We start from the raw sequence: 17,588 nt of genomic DNA, 5'->3' as shown, positions 1-17,588 counted from the left end.
TAAGTACGTATCCGAAGTAAGTGACGGTCATAATGAAGAGGGTACCCAAAATAAAAGTAAATGCCAGGAAACGGTTGGAGTCTGATGAAAATTTTTTCCTTCGGTTCTCTGTGATCTGCAACATAATCGGAATATATCCTAAGCCAAGCTCTTCATCATTATTGCCTTTAGGTAATACATTGTTAAAGGCTGTGTTGAATTTTTCGTTTGATAAAACTTTTTCAATAAAACTTTCCACCTCGCTGGGACCAGTACTTATTTCGGATTGTTTCTTAAAGAACTGAAGATATCCCATATACAATACAGTGGCTACAGGAAATACCATCCGAAGGTAAAAGAACAGGCCAATGAAGATAGAGTAGTCAAAAAAGAGGGTACCAAGTTTGAAACTGTGTGTGAAGAACTTGAAGAAATATTCTTCATTCACGGAAACAAGCAAAAGGCTGGTTACCGATAGGGCGATAACAACAAAGAGTTGTTTCCCTGATATCCTTTTCTTCCATTTGAGTGTTACTATCCAGATAATGTAAAAGGTGGTACAGGCAATAATAAGGACCAGGAACAAAAACTTCAATACAGGCATGGGTTCGATATTTGGGTCAATGGATGTTTACTTTTTAACCTGTATCAACCTGCTCTCAATTCCTCCCGCACCCAATACCACTGTATCTCCTCCCTTCAGGAACAGATTCCCGAAAATCGCTTTCGCCCGCACGTAATAGGTGCCTTCAGGCAGGTCCCTGAAAATGCCCTTCCCGTCATCATCCGTTACAGTATTTTTGATCCAGCCTGTTCCGTTCGAAGTGGTAGTGGTATCTGCCAGGAATAATACCTTGCTCCTGAAAAGGTAAAGGTTCGTACTGTTGACGGGCGAATCGGTACTGTCTCGTACAAGAACGGTTAACGAGTTCACCGGAATGACCTTTGCAAGTGTAACAGTTACAGGTTTTATACTTTTTGCATCCCACTCAAAAATGGCTGTTCCTTTATAAGCAATGTTCTGAACGGTTCCCTGAGCGAGCAGGTAATACGTTCCGGCTGGAAGTTCTGTCAGGTGTTTGATCCCGGCTGTGTTGGTGCTGCCTGTGTACACGTTTCCATCGCAGATAGTAGTATTGAAGAGCGCCGGATTGGTGAACAGACAGAACGATAAATTAGGCAGGATGCCGCCTTGGTCATCGATTGTTTTAATAGTGAGTGTATCTTCCGGTGCAGGGGCAGACGGGGTTTGCAGCTGGATCAGGTATTCTTTCAAGCCTTTTCCGGAATAATCGATAGTGGCAGTGCCTGACAGTTTTTTAGCCCCATAACTGATCTTGCCCCGGAAGAAGTATTTATCAGCCGCAAGATCAGGAAAGATCACTCTTCCCAGTTCATCGCTGGTGAGTTTGGATAAATACTTGCTGTAAGCTGTGTCTTCTGTGAATATCTGTTCATTGTTGTAGATGGCCACTTCTGCGCCATTGAGGGCGTCTCCATTGAGATCGGTCACCTTCAGTACAATGCCGCTTGTTCTGAGGGTATCATTGGTGGCAAGAAGGGTGATTGCATCCATCGGCGGCCTGAATTCCTGGTAAGCTACCATTTTGTGTTTGCCAATGCTGTCTGATACGAATAATGCATAATCCACTTCCTTGCTGAGCCGGGTGAAAGTGAAATAGCCCTGGGCATCCGTCAATACATAATAAATGAAATTAGTGGTATCCGAAGGGGCGAAGCTGAGGTAAACCCGGCGGTTTGCCATTGGTTGCGCATCGGCTTTGCCGCTGAATTTGTTGATGGAAAGCAACTGCCCGCTGAGATTGGAATTACCATTCAATACATCTCCCAGGTCCTTTTCTTTTTTTCCGCAGGCCGCGGCGATGCAGAATATTGCCAGATAAGTGATGATTGTTCTCATAAAATTTTATTTGATAATACCTGCTGCTTTGATGGCGATCCGGGGATCAATGTTGACGGAAAAAAATGCGCCTGCTGCCCGGAAACGCGAGCTTTTGTCTTTAACCACATTGTTCACAATGCTGTACCTGTCGTGCATATAACAATGAACGCCTCCAATGACCTTGATGCCGGCAATGAGATCATAGGAGATGCCGGGATAAAAGTTGTCCAGTGTTTTGGGGAAGCCAAGACCGAGATAAACCGATATTCTCTCATAGGCAGGAGAGGCCTTTGAATGGATAAAATTATTGTCGAGCGTAAAGATCTTGAATGGATATATATTCAGACCTACTGTAAAATGTACCAGTTTCCTGTCTGTTTTAATGGTAAGAGGGTCGTTCGCGTTTTCTGTAACAGTATTCTTTCCGTAGATGTCTGTGGGCTTGATGGTGAAAGCCGGTCCGATACTTACGCCAAAGACATCCTTTGGAGAGGTCTTGTATTTGAAAGAAGCGATCCTTACACTGTCTTTTTTGCCTCCGTTATTGATATACCGTTTTACTTCATAGGTCTGTGTGACCTTTGCCTCTGTTTCGATAGTGTACAAAATGCGTGAAGAAAAACCGGATGGTCTGTCATCGTCCTGCATGGAAAGCTGATCGGGAGGTAGATTGCTTTCGTATACCAGCTGAAAGACGGTTGCGTACACAAGGCTGTCTGTTTTGAATGTGTTCAGCCTGGATACGAAAATATCCAGGTTCAGATAGTATTCATTGATCACGTCCAGCATTGCTCTCAGGTAGCCAGCCCTTTTTCCCTCAGCGATCACCTTTTTGAGCGTGTTGGCTGCTGCGGATTTTTTTGTCCGCTCCATCACGTCTTCATTATAGAAACCTTGTTTCTCCAGATCTGCCTTCAGCGCAGCCCAGGCTGCTGCTTCTCTTCCACCTGCTGCTGCAGGCCATTGTGTAGCTGCCGGGTGTGCCTGCTGTAATTTAAGATCATCGCCTGCATCCTTATTGCCGGAAAGTACAGAGAGAATTGCGTTTAACGCATCCTTGTTGCTGGACAGGCTTCCAAATGCAGTGCCGAGTGTGCTCAGAGCAGAGTCCAGCATACTCATGGTATTGTTCATGCCGTTATGTGGTGTGCTGCTTACCAGTACCAGCTCCGCGGTTTCACCTGCATTGATATTGTGTACAACCACCTGCACATTCTCTGAGGCTTTCAGGGGGGTACTGATAGAGGAAACCTGGTCGCCTTTGCCGTGCAATTGCTGCAGGTATTGGATCCTGCGGAGACCATCATTGTCTTTTGCCAGTAAGATGGACTGCAGGTTGAAGTTTGCCCTGGTCAGCAAACCGGTGGTGGATGTGCTTTTAGCAGCCGGGAAAAGTTCGCCCGGATTGGTTTTATTCAGGTCCTTGTAGCGATGTTCAAACGGGTTCAGGGTAAGTTCCCCGGATCTCCACCATAGCCAATTCTTGAAGAATGGCGCGTCCTTGATTGCTTTAGCGATTTTCAGGCTGATGAAAGTATTCCAGAGCTTGTCCATTTTAGCGATGTCTGCATCTTTTACTGTATTGAGATTCAGTTTCGCCAATTCGAGAGCGCTTGTCCTTAACTCGTTTAGTTTTTGCCGCTCGCCATCGTAATCAGTGAAACTCATGCCCCGGATCTCTGACATTTCACTTGCGTTGGTGTAAGTGGCTGTAAAGAGTTTTTCAATGAATGTATTATAGAGCAGGTTGATCTTTATGTCCAGCTTATAGGCGTCATCATCAGTAGAAAGATCAGCTGGCTGCACCTGGTAGGATGAACCTGCCAGCGTAGTATTGTTGACCTGGAACCAGTTTTTGGATGGTTGCTGAAAGAATGACCGCAAGCTCTGGTAAAATGGCTTGAGGTGCTGCAAGTTGGTATCCAGCGCCGGTTTTTTCAGGTATTCCCTGATCCATTTGAATTCCTGTGCTACTTCCTGGGTTGCCTGCTGACCCCAGAACCGGGTGTAAAACTGAAAAGACAGTTTGGGGTTCTGGTCATCCAGGTAATTTATCAGGCTGTCCAGTTTTCTTGCGAGTTGTTTTTTGCAGGAATCAACGGCCAGATCCCGGAACAATTCTCCGGGGGTAGGGCTGGGGAATGATACCTGACTGCCTTCTGTTATTTTACTGTACTGGATCTTTGAGATCTTGCCAGTATTGTCGAGACTGATGCTCTGGCCATTAACTCCGTAATTGACAAGCATTACAATCAGCGTGGATAGAATGTATTTCATCATTAATTGTTGGGCAAAAGGTGAACAAATTGAGATACGCGGCTCACGCGTTCTCCATCCTTTGCATCCTCACAGAATACAGGACACACGATGGATTTTCTGCATACTACATCGGGGAGTTTCTTGAAAGGATCGAAGTCCTTTGCGCCTTTCACCAGGATACCTTCAATCTCATGGGTTTGGGAATTGAAAACGGGTGACCCTGAATTCCCTTTGTATGTATCGCTAAGTATGGTAAAGTAGGCAGAAGCGTTGTTGGTTCTGACCTTTGCGCTGCCGGAAATCTTCAAAGGAAGTCCGCCCGGAGTACCGATTACATGGTAGCTGGAGCCTGTTCCTGTTTGTCCGCTGGTTTTCAGTTTCCGGATACGGAAGGCGTCCACTTTTTTATTCAGGGTCACTACTGAGTAATCCAGATTCAGAAATATATTGTATTCGCTTCTTGCACCTATAGCCTGAAATACTTTGGAAGAGTCAATGGTCCTGTAGAAGAATTTATTGGAATCAAGGATATAATCGAATACATAATAGTAATCCATGTAATTGTTTTCATCGATGCAGTGAGCGGCAGTGATCATGGTAGATCTGCCTGCTGCAAATCCCGTCATACTGGAGTAGGCTGGTTCCTCAGAAAACCGCTCTCCGCATAAATTATGCCTGGAGCCGAATGTGGCAGTACATTGATACACGAATTTTCCTTTGCCATCTGGTTTAAGAGAGTCTTTGGGAATGATGGCCATCACGCATTTGGCATCCTCCATTTCAAGCGTGGCGGCTTTCTCCTGGGGATTGTTATAGTTATACAGAACGGGAGCCCGGTTATCGTCTCCGATGATCGATTCGGGATAAAAGAATGTGTACATGTTCAGCAGATCATTGCCTGAAAGCGATTTCAGCCCTTTGTTCTTTTCGAGAATGGTTCTGAATTCAGCAGGCGTATAACATTTGCCGATCGCTGACGGAATGGTGTCTTTGTTGCCAAGGTCACCGGCCCTCTGCAATATCTCGATGTAAACTTCCTTGGCAGTGTAAGCACCTGCCAGTTTTTCCATCTGGCTGATGTTTTCCGATTCAAGGAACTGAAGCCTCTTCTTTATTGATTCTTCTCTTGCTTTGAATGATTCATATCCGGGGATGACCATGCGGTCTTTGTGGATCTGTGGATGGACGACCAGGGAATCCTTATCCTGGTCCGGGCTTGAGTTGGTAGAGCCATTGCATGAGATGGCGGCTATAAGCAATAGAATACATGCAGGCGCCCATGCCAGCGCTGTTAGTTTTGATTTCATGTCTTCCTCTTTATAGGGCGAAAATTAGCGTATAATTTCACCCTGTAATACGGGAAAAACACCCTGTTTGCGCTGGGAAAAATGCGTTTGTGTTAATGGAACACTCAGATTTGTTTACCGCTGAAACACTTTTTCTCCATTTATATATGTTCTTTGCACCTGGGTCTGTAACAATTCTCCTTCAGCGGCTTTCATCAGATCCTTATCCAGCAGGATAAAATCTGCAAACTTGCCCTTCTCCAGACTGCCTTTTTCCTGCTCCTCAAAATTCGATTTCGCTGCCCAGATCGTCATTCCGCGTATCGCGGCTTCCCTGCTCAGTGCGTTCTCCATCTGAAAACCAGCTGCCGGCCAGCCTTTCGCATCCTTTCGTGCAACAGCAGCATAGAATGTTTTGAAGGGAGAAATGTCTTCCACCGGGAAGTCTGTTCCCAGCGGGATCCAGCCATTCTGTTTTAATAGATCATTAAAGGCATAAGCGCCGCGAACGCGCTCTGCGCCCAATCGTTGCTCCGCCCAGTACATATCGCTGGTGGCATGAGTAGGCTGCACGGAAGGAATGATGCTGTATTTGCCGAACAGATCGAAATCCACTTTATTCACCACCTGTGCATGCTCTATCCTCCAGCGGCGGTCATTCTGCTCTTTCAGGTATTTCGCATAGGTATTGAGGATAGTCCGGTTGCCTGAATCACCAATTGCATGCGTGCACATCTGAAAATTCTTTTCATACAGGATATTAGCTACCGAGTCGAAATGTGCAGGATCACTCAGTAGAAACCCGCTCCAGCGGGGCTTATCGGAGTAGGGGTGGAGTAAGCAGGCGCCATGTGAACCCAGGGCACCATCGGCATATACCTTGAATCCGTTTACATGCAAACGATCTGTTTTGATCCGGCCTTTGCTGAACAGGTATTCGAAATTCTTCTTACCATCACTCAGCATCACATATAACCTCATTTTCAGCTCACCGCTCTTATTCAGCTGGTCGATCAGTTCAACGGCGCTATAAGGCAAACCACAATCATCGATAGTGGTGAGGCCCACGGCAAAGCAGCGCTCCTGCGCATCCAGCAGGGATTGTTTCGCCTGCTGTTCTGATGTTGCCGGTACTTTTTCGTTTACCAGATCTATGGCGTTATCCACCAGGATACCTGTAAGTTTTCCATTACGCACCTCCACCGTACCACCCGTGAGGGTAACACCCGGCTTTACACCGGCGAGCTCAAGTGCCTTCGCGTTTGCAATGGCTGCATGGCCGTCCACGCGCGAAAGCAATACAGGTCTGTCGGGGAATATATTATTCAACGTTTCGTTTGATGGGAATTCTTTATTCTCCCAGTCGTTCTGGTCCCAGCCGCGTCCCAGCAGCCATCCATCCGGATGTGATTTTGCAAATGATTGTAAGGTATCCAGGATGGCCTGCCAACTGGTAGTGCCATTGAGGTCTGCTGTCTGCAGACTTTGCCCGTATCCGAAAAAATGTGCATGCGCATCTATGAAGCCGGGATAGATGAACTGCCCCTTTGCATCAAGCGTTTCAACAGCTTCATATTTCTGAAGCAACCATTCATTGCTGCCTGTTTCCAGGATCTTACCGTCTTTTACCGCCAGTGCTTCGGCAGTGCTGAAGCTGCTGTCTACCGTATAAATGGTGGCATGATGTACCAGCAGATCGATCTTCTCTTTGGAAGCGCCGCAGGCAGTTAAGAGGAGCAATGGCAGGGCCTTGATAATTCTCATAGTATTCCGTTTGAGTGCATGCTGAAAGTACAGTATTTGTGCTGAATTGAGTAACTTGGTTAAAACCTTTGCTCATGAGAAAATTACTGCCGGTCCTGCTGCTGTTTTTCATGCTGAGCTGCAAGGATAACAGACCTGCCCTCGTTACCAGCTGCGATTATTTCAATACCGGTGATACAGGCGTACTTACGGCGGGTATCCGCATGCTGCCTGTTCAAACGCCTGTTGGGACTTACAAGGTCTGGACTAAACGTTTCGGTAATAATCCCACCACCAAAGTACTGTTGCTGCATGGCGGACCAGCCATGACCCATGAATACATGGAAGCCTTTGAAAGCTTCTTCCCCCAGGCAAATATCGAATTCTACGAATACGACCAGCTCGGATCTTATTATTCCGATCAGCCCACCGACAGCAGCCTCTGGACTATCGACCGTTTTGTTGATGAAGTGGAGCAGGTGCGCAAGGCGCTGAAACTCGACAGCTCCAATTTCTTTCTTCTGGGCAATTCATGGGGTGGTATGCTGGCTATGGAATATGCGCTGAAATACCAGCAGCACCTGAAAGGACTTATCATCTGCAATATGATGGCGAGCTGCCCCGACTATGACAAATATGCTAAGGAAGTGCTGGCCAAACAGATGGACCCGAAAATTCTGGATACCATCAAACACCTCGAAGCCACCAATGATTTCCAGAATCCCAAATACTTTGAACTGCTGATGCCTAATTTTTACAAGCAGCATATCTGCCGGCTGGAGGAATGGCCCGATCCCGTGAACCGCGCGCTCAAGCATGTAAACGGCACCGTATACACCTTGATGCAGGGGCCTTCTGAGTTCGGCATCGGCGGACGGCTGGCCAACTGGGACCGCAAGGCCGATCTGCCTAAGATCACAGTGCCCACCCTAACGGTAGGAGCCACCCACGACACCATGGATCCCGAACATATGCGCTGGATGAGCACACAGGTGAAGCAGGGACAATATCTCCATTGCCCCAACGGAAGCCATCTCAGCATATGGGATGATCAGCAGGTCTTCATGAATGGCGTAATAAAATTCATCAACGGCGTATCAGGTGCCCATTAAGAACTGAGAGTGGATATAATCTACCACGCTCACCAGGTTCTTCGTCTGGTCATACACGGCCAGCTGCCTGTCGGCGCCGGTACCCTGGTCCATGATCTTGCTCACATAATTCACAGCATGGCGGCTGCCCAGCGGGTCCACCACATCATCAATGAAATCGAGCAGTTCATTGATCAGTACGCGTGTATTCACTTCTTCTTCTTTACCAAAATCAATAAGGCGGCCATCCAGTCCATACCGGCTTGCCCGCCATTTGTTTTCGTTGATGAGAGAACGTGAGTATTGAATGAAGTTGAGGTTCTGCATTCTCAGCTTGTAGATCTTGGCGCATACACCCTGGAACAACGCAGCAATGGCGATGGTGTCGGACACGGTCATCGGTACATCGCAGATGCGGAATTCCACCGTATTGAAGAACGGATGCACACGGAGGTCCCACCAGATCTTTTTAGCGTTATCGATGCAATTGGTCTTTACCAGGAGTTTGATATAGTTGTCGTAATCCTCGATGGTATCAAAGGTTTCAGGGATACCAGTACGGGGGAACTTATCGAACACCCTGGTGCGGAAGCTCTTGTAGCCGGTCTGCCTGCCTTCCCAGAAAGGCGAGTTCACGCTGAGCGCGTAGATATGCGGCAGAAAGTAACGGGTGGAATTGGCTATATGATTGGCCATTTCACGGCTCTCCATTCCAACATGCACATGCAGTCCGAATATGAGATTGCTGCGGGCGGCCTCCTGCAGTTCGTTCACCAGTTCACTGTAGCGCACATGGTCCGTGATCAGCTGGCTTTCCCAGTGACTGAAAGGGTGGGTGCCCGCAGCCCCGATATGATAACCGAGGTCGCCGGCAATATTTGAAATCGTTTTTCTTAACTGAGAAACATCTTTATAGGCTTCATCCACGTTGGCGCAGATATCGGTACCTACTTCTACTACGGCCTGGTGCATCTCGGCTTTCACCTTGTCTTTGATGACTCGCTGACCTTCCGTTACGATCTTCTGCTCATGGCTCTTCAATTCACGCGTAACAGGGTCAATGACCATGTACTCTTCTTCGATGCCAAGGGTAAATTGGTTGTATGAAATATTTGACATGACGGCTAATGTGATAATATCTGTTTCGTTACACTGCGTTTAAGATACTCTCCCCAGGTGAGGTTGTCCCTGTGGGGCTGATGCATGCTAGCCCTTTCAATGGCGTAGGTAGCGGCTGTTTCCACCACCCAGTTGAAATTCTCTTCCCCCACACTGGGCCGGTCTGCATCCGGTGCGGGATTGCAGAAATCGATCGCATAGGGGATACCGTCTCTCACAGCCAGTTCCACGGTATTGAAGTCGTAACCGAGGTATTGGTTGAGGCGAAGCACGATGTCTTCCATTTGTTTCAATCTTTCTGCTGAAGGGGTAAAGTTATGAGTATATCTCAAATGATGCGGATTTCTTGGTTCATATCCCATGATACGCACATATTTTCCTCCGATGCAATAACAACGGTAATACTCGTCAAAAATTATTTCTTCCTGAAGAAGCATTACCAGCTGTCCCGTTTCTCTGTGTTTCTGGTAGAACTCATCAATATCATGCAATTTGTACACATTCTTCCAGCCACCACCTGCAAAAGGTTTCATGTAAGCCGGAAAGCCCACATAATCGAAAATGCCCTTCCAGTCCATGGGATAGGCCAGGTTACTGAAACTTTCATCACTGGTATCCGGCGGGAGTTCATAAGAAGGCAGGATCACTGTTTTGGGAACAGGCACCCCGATCTTCACTGCCAGGCAATTATTGAAGAATTTTTCATCGGCGCTCCACCAGAAAGGATTGTTGATAACGGCCGTGCCGCAGATGGCGGCGTTCTTGAGATAAGCCCGGTAGAAGGGAACATCCTGTGAAATGCGGTCCACAATCACCGTGTAGTCGTCTGCTGCACCCTGCACTACCTTGTCTAAGTGCACGGCTTCCGCAACAATACCATCCACCTGCCGTTTGTTCACCTCTTCTATAAATGCCATGGGGAATGATCTTTCTTTTCCGAAGAGTATCCCTATCTTTTTCATAAGCGCTGGGTTTAATAGTTGATGTGAGGGCAGAGTGGTAACCAAATTTATCGGAACCGGGCCATAAAAACAAATCGGAATGTGTATTTTTGGAGCGATATGGATACAGCTCTGATAAACGGGGTGATGGTTGAAACGGTTACATTGCCATCGGATTCCCTGGAAAGAACGGTTAAGCTCAATTGCTATCTGCCCCCTGTTCCTGCAGTACAAGGCTCCATGCCCGTGCTGTTCCTGAACGACGGACAGGATATGGAGGCCATCGGCCTGGACAATATTCTGAATGACCTTTATGCCAGCAATGCTATCAGACCTATCATGGTGGTAGCCATTCACTGCGGGGAAGACCGCATGAATGAATACGGAATGTTCCATTACCTCGATTGTAAAGGACGAGGCACTAAATCCCGCCAATACCAGCAATTCATCCTGGAAGAATTACTCCCTTATTGTTGTTATCGTTATCCCGTGATCATCCGTGGTGAAAAGGCCTTTGCAGGTTTTTCCCTGGGCGGTCTCAGTGCGCTGGACATTGCCTGGAACAACCCGCGCGTATTCAGTACCGTGGGCGTGTTCTCCGGTTCACTGTGGTGGAGGAGTAAAGACAAAACGGATCGTGATTACAATGAGCACCGCGACCGCCTCATGCATCGCCAGATCCGTGAAGGCGTGTACCATCCCGGACAACGTTTCTTCTTTGAAGTGGGTGAGAAAGATGAACAGGAAGACCGTAACCGGAATGGCGTGATAGATACCATCGATGATACTATTGATTGCATGCGCGAGCTCATGCACAAAGGATATATGGAAGGGAAGGAGATGAAATACCTGCAGCTGCGAGATGGAAAACATGATGTGGAGACCTGGGCGAAGGCGATGCCGGTTTTTTTGAAATGGGCCTGGCCAGCATAATAATTTCAAAACTGATCATAAACAAAGACCGCCACCTCCCCAGGTGACGGTCTTTTTCATTAACCCCAAACAACAACCGATACTGATTCCGTTCCGGTTGCCATATCCTTTCTGATACAAATCCGTACTACACTACGTGCGTGGGCGTGAAGCCGTCTTCTGTCTCCGTAGGCACATAGTCTTCAGTCATTAATTCTTCTATCGATTTTTGTTGTTCTCTTTTCTTTCTGCCCTTCGATCCCCAATGGTCGAATATGGCGTAGATCACAGGCACAATGATCAGCGTGAGGAAGAGTGAGCTGATCAGACCGCCGATGATCACCCAGGCCAGACCGTTCTTCCATTCGGCGCCGGGGCCGGAGGCGATAGCGATCGGCAGCATACCGAATACCATCGCAATGGTGGTCATCAGGATCGGGCGTAACCTGGCGTGGTTGGCCTGGATCAATGCGGTAATGGTGTTTTCTCCTGCCTGTTTACGGTGGTTGGCAAAATCCACGATCATGATGGCGTTCTTACAAACCAGACCGATCAGCATGATCACACCCAGGATAGTGAAGATGTTCAGCGAGTTGTTGGTCAACGCCAGCGCCAGCAGCGCCCCGATGAAGGAGAGCGGTACGGAAAACAGTACTACGAAAGGCGTTACAAAGCTGTCGTACAGCGTTACCATCACCAGGTATACCAGCAGGATGGCTGCCAGCAGCGCCACGCCGAGCGTACCGAAACCTTCACTCTGGTTTTCCATATCGCCACCCCAGATCCAGTTCACACCTGTAGGCTTGCGGATCTTTTCAAAGGCGGCCTGCCACTCAGAGGCTACAGTACCGGAAGGCCGGCCTACTGTCTGTCCTTCTACCGTCACAGAAGGGCTCTTGTCGCGGCGCTCCAGCTGGCTGGGGCCTGATGATTCCGCAACAGTAGCAAACTGTGATAATTTTATCGATTGTCCCTTATCGTTAGTGAACTCCAGGTTGCGCACATCGTCGATGCTGCTCCTGTTGAAACTTCCGTAACGGATATTGATATCGTACTCATATTCACCGGCGCGGTACTTGCCGTCTGTATTACCGTTGAAAGCTGTCTGCATGGTAAGGCCCACGGTCTGGAGGGTAAGCCCCAGGGCGGCCATTTTATCACGGTCTACCTGCACATTGATCTCCGGGTTACCGGATTCCACAGTAAGCTTTATTTCGGTAGCGCCTTTCACTTTTTTCAGTTCAGCCATGGCGGCATTGGCGAATACCATGGCACTGTCGAGATCGGAACCGGTCACCACCAGCGCCAGCGGCGCTCTGTCGGCCGTACCGAGCATACCGATGGGAGTGGTCTTTATTTTGGCGCCCACCAGTTCCTGCTGCAGCTCGCGTTTTACCTTGGCTGCATACACGTAGGAATCGTCTGCCCTGAGTTTTTTTGGCGTCAGTTTTACCAGGATCTCTGATTTGTAAGGAGTGGATTGCGAAGCTCCCAAACCCTCACTGGTCTGACCCACGGTGGTGATCAGGTCAACCACTTCTATTTTGTTGCGAAGGAATTTCTCCGCTTTTTGTGTCATCAGGTTGGTCCTTTCAATGGCGGCATCCTTGGGCATTTCTATCTGCACCAGGAACTCGCCACGGTCGCTCTTGGCAAAGAACTCACCACCGATGAATCCGCCGGCTACCATGTACAGGGAACCTACGAACATCACCAGTACAATGGCCAGTGTGATGCGTTTATGGCCCAGGCTCCATTTGAGGATATTGGTGATCCAGTGTGTAAAGGAAGTCAGTCCTTTTTCAAAACCGAGGATGATCTTGCCGAAAATATTCTTCCCGGTGATATGCTCCAGCTTACCAAAACGTGAGCTCAACCAGGGAACGATGGTAAACGAGGAGAGCAGCGATAACATGGTAGAGATGATCACCGTTACGCAGAACTGCTTGATGATATTCGATACCAGGCCGGTGCTCAATGCGATCGGCAGGAACACTACCACAATCACAAGGGTGATGGCAGTTACCGTAAAGCCGATCTCTTTGGTGCCTTCATAAGAAGCACGCACCCGGTTCTTACCCATCTCCATGTGACGGTAAATATTTTCCAGTACCACAATGGCATCATCCACCAGGATACCTACTACCAGGGAGAGACCGAGCAAGCTCATCAGGTTGAGCGTATATCCGAACAGCGCCATGCCAATGAAAGTGGCAATGAGCGATGCAGGGATGGATACCATCACAATGATGGCATTTCTCAAACTGTGCAGGAAGAACAGCATCACAAAGGCCACGAGCAGTACGGCGATCAGCAGGTCATGCACCACCGAGTCGGCAGCTTCCAGGGTGAATACGGAGCTGTCGTTGGCGATGGCAAGTTTCAGTCCAACAGCAGCATAATCCTTTTCAAGCTGCACGATCTGCTTCTGCACTTCCTCTGATACGGCCACCGCATTGGCGTCTGATTGTTTGATGATCTGGATGGCGATGGAGTTCTGCTGGTTCACCCGGCTGATCTTCTCCACTTCTTTCTGTGCATCCTGTACATCGGCCACATCGCCGAGCCTGATCTGGATACCATTGGCGGCGGTGAGCACCAGGTTCCGGAGCTCGTCCACCGATTTGTATTTACCGGATAACCTAACCAGGATGCTCTGCTCTCTCGTTTGTACATTACCGGTAGGGAAATCGAGGTTGGAGCCGAGGATCATCTGTTGCGCCTGAGGAACCGAGATGCCATAACCTTTCAGCTTGTCTGCATCCAGGCTCACCTGGATCTCTCTTTCGGAACCACCGATGAGGTTCACCTGTGCCACACCTTCCATTCTTGAAAGGATCGGGCTTACCCTTTTATCGATTAGGTCATAGAACTCTTTCTCATCCATATTGGCGGAAGAGCTCAGGGTCACTACAGGAAGATCGTCGAGCGAGAACTTGTTGAGAGAAGGCGGATCGATGTCTTCCGGAAGATCCTTCAGTACGGCATTGATCTTGCGCTGTGCGTCGTTGAGCGCGTAATCCGCATCCGCATTGCTTTGCAGCTGTATGGTTACCAGCGACACGCTTTCGAGCGATTTGGATTCGAGCTTCTTGATATTTTCCAGGGATGCTACGGCATCCTCGATTTTTTTGGTCACCGTGTTCTCCACCTCACCAGGCGAAGCGCCGGGGTAGGTAGTAACGATGGTGATGGCATTGGTATCGAACTTCGGGATAAGTTCATAACCAAGCATGGTATAGCTGAACAGCCCGCCCAACGTCAGGATCGTGAACAACACGATGACGAGGGATGGACGTTTGATTGATATTTCTGCCAGTTTCATGTAATAATCTTTATGCTACAACAATGGGTAGGGTTATTGGATAGTGCTGATCTTTACGCCATCCGCCAGGTTGATCTGGCCGCTGATGATCACCTGCTCTGATTCCTGTAAACCGTCTACCACTTCCACCTGGTTGCCGAATACACGGCCTGCTGTTACCTTCTTCAGTTTTGCAACGCCGTTCTCGGCCACAAATACTTCACCGCTGCTCACGCTGCCCACGAAGGCGGTACGCGGAACAATGATGGCTGCTGCCTGGTCAGGGAAATCGAACACCGCTGTGCCGTACATACCTGCTTTGAGCTGCTGGCCGGGATTATTGGTGATGGTGATCTCAACAGGAAAGTTGAGGGAAGCATCTGCCTTGGGGGCAATGAAGGTGATGGTTCCGGTGAATTCTTTACCGGGGTAAACACTGGCTTTGACCTTTACCTGCTTGCCGGTTTTCAGATTGGCCACCTGCGCTTCGTTAACGGTAACCAGCAGTTTCAGGGTGGATACATTCACGATATCGAACAGCTTGGTGCCTGCTGCCACCACGGAGCCGGGCTCGATGAATTTAGCATTCACTATACCGTTGATACTGGCACGGATAGTGGCATCGCCAAGATTGATGCGGCTGGCATCCAGCTTGGCTTTTGCATTGCTCAGTTGCAGTTTTGCCTGGTCCAGCTGCTGCTGGGTAACACCGCCTGTTTTGAAGGCGTTGGTATATCTGTCGAAATCCGTAACGGCAGTCTGGTAGGCCGCTTCAGCGCTTGCCAGATCCACATTGAGCTGGTCAACACGGATGGTGGCCAGCACCTGTCCCTTGCTTACACTGCTTCCTTCTTTCACCAGTACGTTCACAACGCGGCCAGGTTTTTCAGCTGAGAAGCTGAGCTCCTGTGAAGGTGCGAAATTGCCATTGGCGATCACATCGAGATCGGGAGCAGATTTGGTAACGGGGCTCACACGAACGGCTACGGTTGCATTGGTCTGCGCTACTATGGCCGTTTTCTCTTCCGCTTTCTTCTTGTTGTTCTTCAATACCTGCGCAATGGCAAACAGCGAACCGCCGATGAGCACTACCGCCAGGAGAATCCTGAATATCTTTTTCATGTACTGTTAGTTTAAAAGTGATTTGAGGTTTCCCTGCGCTTTGATCAGCTGGATCTCCGCGAGGCGGTAGTCGAGCAGGGCTGATGAATAATTGTTTTGGGCGGTGGTCAGACTGTTCTCTGCATCCAGCAGGTCAGTCAGCGGGGCCAGCCCCTGGTTATAGTTGTTGCGTGTGTTATCGTACACTTCCTGCGCCAGCTCTACGTTCTCTTTCTGATTATTGAGCGTGATGATGCTGTTGGAGATCTGCGTTTTTGCATTTTCGTAAGCGAGGTTGAGGCTGAGCTCTGTATTCTTCAGGTCTTCCTGCACCTTGCGTACATCTACATCTGCCTGCCTTACCCTTGACCTGGTGGCAAAGCCATTGAAGAGGGGGATCTTCAGGTTGAGGCCGATAGAGGCATAGTCGAACCAGTTCACGGCAGGCTTGCCGGTACCGATGGGGAACTTGTTGCCAAGGCCCTGGTAACCGTAGTTGCCATTGAGACTGAGGGTAGGATAGTACTCTGCTTTCACGGCTTCCTTCTGGAAATTGTACAATGTTTCCTGTTTCTTCAGCAACTGGTAGTCCGTCATTTTGGTAACGTCCGGTTTGGCGGAAGCCAGTTGCATGGAGGGCTCGATGGTTTCAAAGCTGGCGGCCGGTATATCAAGCGGAGTGGAAATATCCATTCCCATATAGAATTTCAATGTATTCTCCTGGATCTGAACAGCATTCAGCAACTGCTGGCGTTGCGCCTGCAGGTTGGAGATGTTCACGCGGGTCCTGTCAAGGTCTATCTTCTTGGCCAGCCCGTTTTTATATTGTCCGTCGATCACTTCCTTCACACGGGTTGTAGTGGCGATATTGCTGTCGATCACCACCAGCTTCTGGCGTTGCACCAGCACCTGGTAGTAATTATTGGCCACCTGCTCGATGGTTTGTTCATCGGTGAGCGTGCTCATGATCTTATAATATTCCTGCGTTGTTTTGGCAGCTTTGAGGCCTGTAAAAACACTCTGGTCAAACAGGTTCTGCTGCAAAGAGATGGCGGCGCTGCTGTTCCATTTCTGTCCGAAAGGAATGAGCAGGGTAGTGCCTGGCTGGCCGGCGAGATCGCCCGGAACAGCGCTAAGCTGCAGGATGGGGTTGTAGGTGAGGCCACCTGTTCCTGAAATGGTGGGAAGCGCGCGGCTTCTCACTTCTGCGATCTGGTGAAGGGAATTCTCTTCATCGAGCTTTGCCTTCTTTACATTGGATTTATGCTCCAGTGCAAACTCCAGTGCATTCTTCAAAGTAAAGGGAGAAGGCAGCTGGGAGGGCTGTTGCGCCTGCAGTACAGGCGTAAGGCTCACCAGCGTGAGCAGCAGCCAGGCTGTTCTCCGTAACGTTTGTAAGCGATTCATGTGTGTGATTGTTATGTGGTTGTTCAGTGCGCAGCTGACTGCGTATGTTCATGATTGTTATGAGAGAATGAGTTGAGTGCTTCTTCCAGTGCAGGAATAGCTGCAGGTGTTACCACTCCGTAGAGGAAGAGGTAGAGCGCCTGGCGGAACACTTCGTCCTTGGAATAATCATTGGTGAGCCGGGCGGCAAATTCAAAATCAGTGGCCATATGCTGCTGCCAGATAGCGATGGCCAGCTGGGGATGCAGGTTGCCCCTGAACTGTCCTTCCTGGATACCCGTCTCCAGCGTTCTGATGATGCGGGAGCCAACGGTATTGTCCATCGTTTTATTCAGTTCCACCCATTGCACAGGATAATGCCTGCGGAGGTCAGAAAAGAAAACAGGATTTATCTTTTTACAATAGTTGAGCACGGTTCCGATATAGCCCAGCAGTTTACCAAGACTGTCCACCGGTTTTTCATCGATGGCAACCATGGCCGCTTCATAATCCGTTGCCAGGCGGTTGGCCACTTTCTCCACCAGTTCCTGGCGGGAAACGAAA

The 17,588-nt window shown here is 48.9% G+C and carries 13 protein-coding genes; 2 read left to right on the top strand and 11 right to left on the bottom strand.

What is annotated here, in order from left to right; all coding sequences use genetic code 11:
* The 5 genes from ACTHMC_RS12550 to ACTHMC_RS12530 all read right to left on the bottom strand — a co-directional run.
* The coding region (locus tag ACTHMC_RS12550) for a hypothetical protein (protein WP_440413472.1) at positions 1-583 on the bottom strand (583 nt) is incomplete at its 3' end.
* A gap of 27 nt (positions 584-610) precedes the next feature.
* The gene (locus ACTHMC_RS12545; RefSeq protein ID WP_440413471.1) at positions 611-1,900 is read right to left on the bottom strand and encodes an MSCRAMM family protein; all 1,290 of its coding nucleotides are present in this window, start codon (positions 1,898-1,900) and stop codon (positions 611-613) included.
* A 6-nt stretch (positions 1,901-1,906) separates the two neighbouring features.
* The gene (locus ACTHMC_RS12540; RefSeq protein ID WP_440413470.1) at positions 1,907-4,159 is read right to left on the bottom strand and encodes a hypothetical protein; all 2,253 of its coding nucleotides are present in this window, start codon (positions 4,157-4,159) and stop codon (positions 1,907-1,909) included.
* A gap of 2 nt (positions 4,160-4,161) precedes the next feature.
* Positions 4,162-5,448: a trypsin-like serine peptidase gene (locus ACTHMC_RS12535; RefSeq protein WP_440413469.1), complete on the bottom strand. Its 1,287-nt coding sequence runs from the start codon at positions 5,446-5,448 to the stop codon at positions 4,162-4,164.
* Between the two features lie 114 nt (positions 5,449-5,562).
* Positions 5,563-7,191 (bottom strand): amidohydrolase, encoded by a 1,629-nt coding sequence (locus tag ACTHMC_RS12530; RefSeq protein WP_440413468.1) that lies wholly within the window; start codon positions 7,189-7,191, stop codon positions 5,563-5,565.
* 74 nt (positions 7,192-7,265) lie between these two features.
* Between ACTHMC_RS12530 and ACTHMC_RS12525 the strand changes: the two genes are divergently transcribed.
* Complete coding sequence (locus ACTHMC_RS12525) at positions 7,266-8,282, top strand: proline iminopeptidase-family hydrolase (protein ID WP_440413467.1); 1,017 nt, start codon at positions 7,266-7,268, stop codon at positions 8,280-8,282.
* Here the strand turns inward: ACTHMC_RS12525 and ACTHMC_RS12520 are convergent.
* Positions 8,268-9,380 (bottom strand): carboxylate-amine ligase, encoded by a 1,113-nt coding sequence (locus ACTHMC_RS12520; RefSeq protein ID WP_440413466.1) that lies wholly within the window; start codon positions 9,378-9,380, stop codon positions 8,268-8,270. The genes ACTHMC_RS12525 and ACTHMC_RS12520 overlap by 15 nt on opposite strands.
* Before the next feature lie 5 nt (positions 9,381-9,385).
* A complete protein-coding gene (locus tag ACTHMC_RS12515) occupies positions 9,386-10,342 on the bottom strand; it encodes an ATP-grasp domain-containing protein (RefSeq protein ID WP_440413465.1) in 957 nt (318 codons plus the stop codon).
* A 99-nt stretch (positions 10,343-10,441) separates the two neighbouring features.
* Here ACTHMC_RS12515 and ACTHMC_RS12510 point away from each other — a divergent pair, with 99 nt between their 5' ends.
* Positions 10,442-11,254: an alpha/beta hydrolase gene (locus ACTHMC_RS12510; protein ID WP_440413464.1), complete on the top strand. Its 813-nt coding sequence runs from the start codon at positions 10,442-10,444 to the stop codon at positions 11,252-11,254.
* A 127-nt stretch (positions 11,255-11,381) separates the two neighbouring features.
* On the opposite strand, the gene ACTHMC_RS12505 is transcribed toward ACTHMC_RS12510, so the two are convergent.
* The 4 genes from ACTHMC_RS12505 to ACTHMC_RS12490 all read right to left on the bottom strand — a co-directional run.
* Positions 11,382-14,558: an efflux RND transporter permease subunit gene (locus ACTHMC_RS12505; RefSeq protein WP_440413463.1), complete on the bottom strand. Its 3,177-nt coding sequence runs from the start codon at positions 14,556-14,558 to the stop codon at positions 11,382-11,384.
* 33 nt (positions 14,559-14,591) lie between these two features.
* Positions 14,592-15,659, bottom strand: coding sequence for an efflux RND transporter periplasmic adaptor subunit (locus ACTHMC_RS12500; RefSeq protein ID WP_440413462.1), 1,068 nt, complete (start codon positions 15,657-15,659; stop codon positions 14,592-14,594).
* A 6-nt stretch (positions 15,660-15,665) separates the two neighbouring features.
* The gene (locus tag ACTHMC_RS12495; protein WP_440413461.1) at positions 15,666-17,045 is read right to left on the bottom strand and encodes a TolC family protein; all 1,380 of its coding nucleotides are present in this window, start codon (positions 17,043-17,045) and stop codon (positions 15,666-15,668) included.
* 23 nt (positions 17,046-17,068) lie between these two features.
* A partial coding sequence (locus ACTHMC_RS12490) for a hypothetical protein (protein ID WP_440413460.1) occupies positions 17,069-17,588 on the bottom strand: 520 nt, incomplete at its 5' end.

It is taken from the genome of Pseudobacter sp. (genome assembly GCF_051955275.1).
Lineage (GTDB): Bacteria > Bacteroidota > Bacteroidia > Chitinophagales > Chitinophagaceae > Pseudobacter.
Note: the sequence above shows the minus strand (reverse complement) of the source record. Positions and strands in the feature narration are given on the sequence as shown.

Excerpts from the sequence above, each read along its gene's own strand:
- ACTHMC_RS12525 (WP_440413467.1), top strand. The coding sequence starts at position 7,266 with ATGAGAAAATTACTGCCGGTCCTGCTGCTGTTTTTCATGCTGAGCTGC.
- ACTHMC_RS12510 (WP_440413464.1), top strand. The coding sequence starts at position 10,442 with ATGGATACAGCTCTGATAAACGGGGTGATGGTTGAAACGGTTACATTG.
- ACTHMC_RS12520 (WP_440413466.1), bottom strand. The coding sequence starts at position 9,380 with ATGTCAAATATTTCATACAACCAATTTACCCTTGGCATCGAAGAAGAG.
- ACTHMC_RS12515 (WP_440413465.1), bottom strand. The coding sequence starts at position 10,342 with ATGAAAAAGATAGGGATACTCTTCGGAAAAGAAAGATCATTCCCCATG.
- ACTHMC_RS12540 (WP_440413470.1), bottom strand. The coding sequence starts at position 4,159 with ATGAAATACATTCTATCCACGCTGATTGTAATGCTTGTCAATTACGGA.
- ACTHMC_RS12530 (WP_440413468.1), bottom strand. The coding sequence starts at position 7,191 with ATGAGAATTATCAAGGCCCTGCCATTGCTCCTCTTAACTGCCTGCGGC.
- ACTHMC_RS12500 (WP_440413462.1), bottom strand. The coding sequence starts at position 15,659 with ATGAAAAAGATATTCAGGATTCTCCTGGCGGTAGTGCTCATCGGCGGT.
- ACTHMC_RS12535 (WP_440413469.1), bottom strand. The coding sequence starts at position 5,448 with ATGAAATCAAAACTAACAGCGCTGGCATGGGCGCCTGCATGTATTCTA.
- ACTHMC_RS12495 (WP_440413461.1), bottom strand. The coding sequence starts at position 17,045 with ATGAATCGCTTACAAACGTTACGGAGAACAGCCTGGCTGCTGCTCACG.
- ACTHMC_RS12545 (WP_440413471.1), bottom strand. The coding sequence starts at position 1,900 with ATGAGAACAATCATCACTTATCTGGCAATATTCTGCATCGCCGCGGCC.
- ACTHMC_RS12505 (WP_440413463.1), bottom strand. The coding sequence starts at position 14,558 with ATGAAACTGGCAGAAATATCAATCAAACGTCCATCCCTCGTCATCGTG.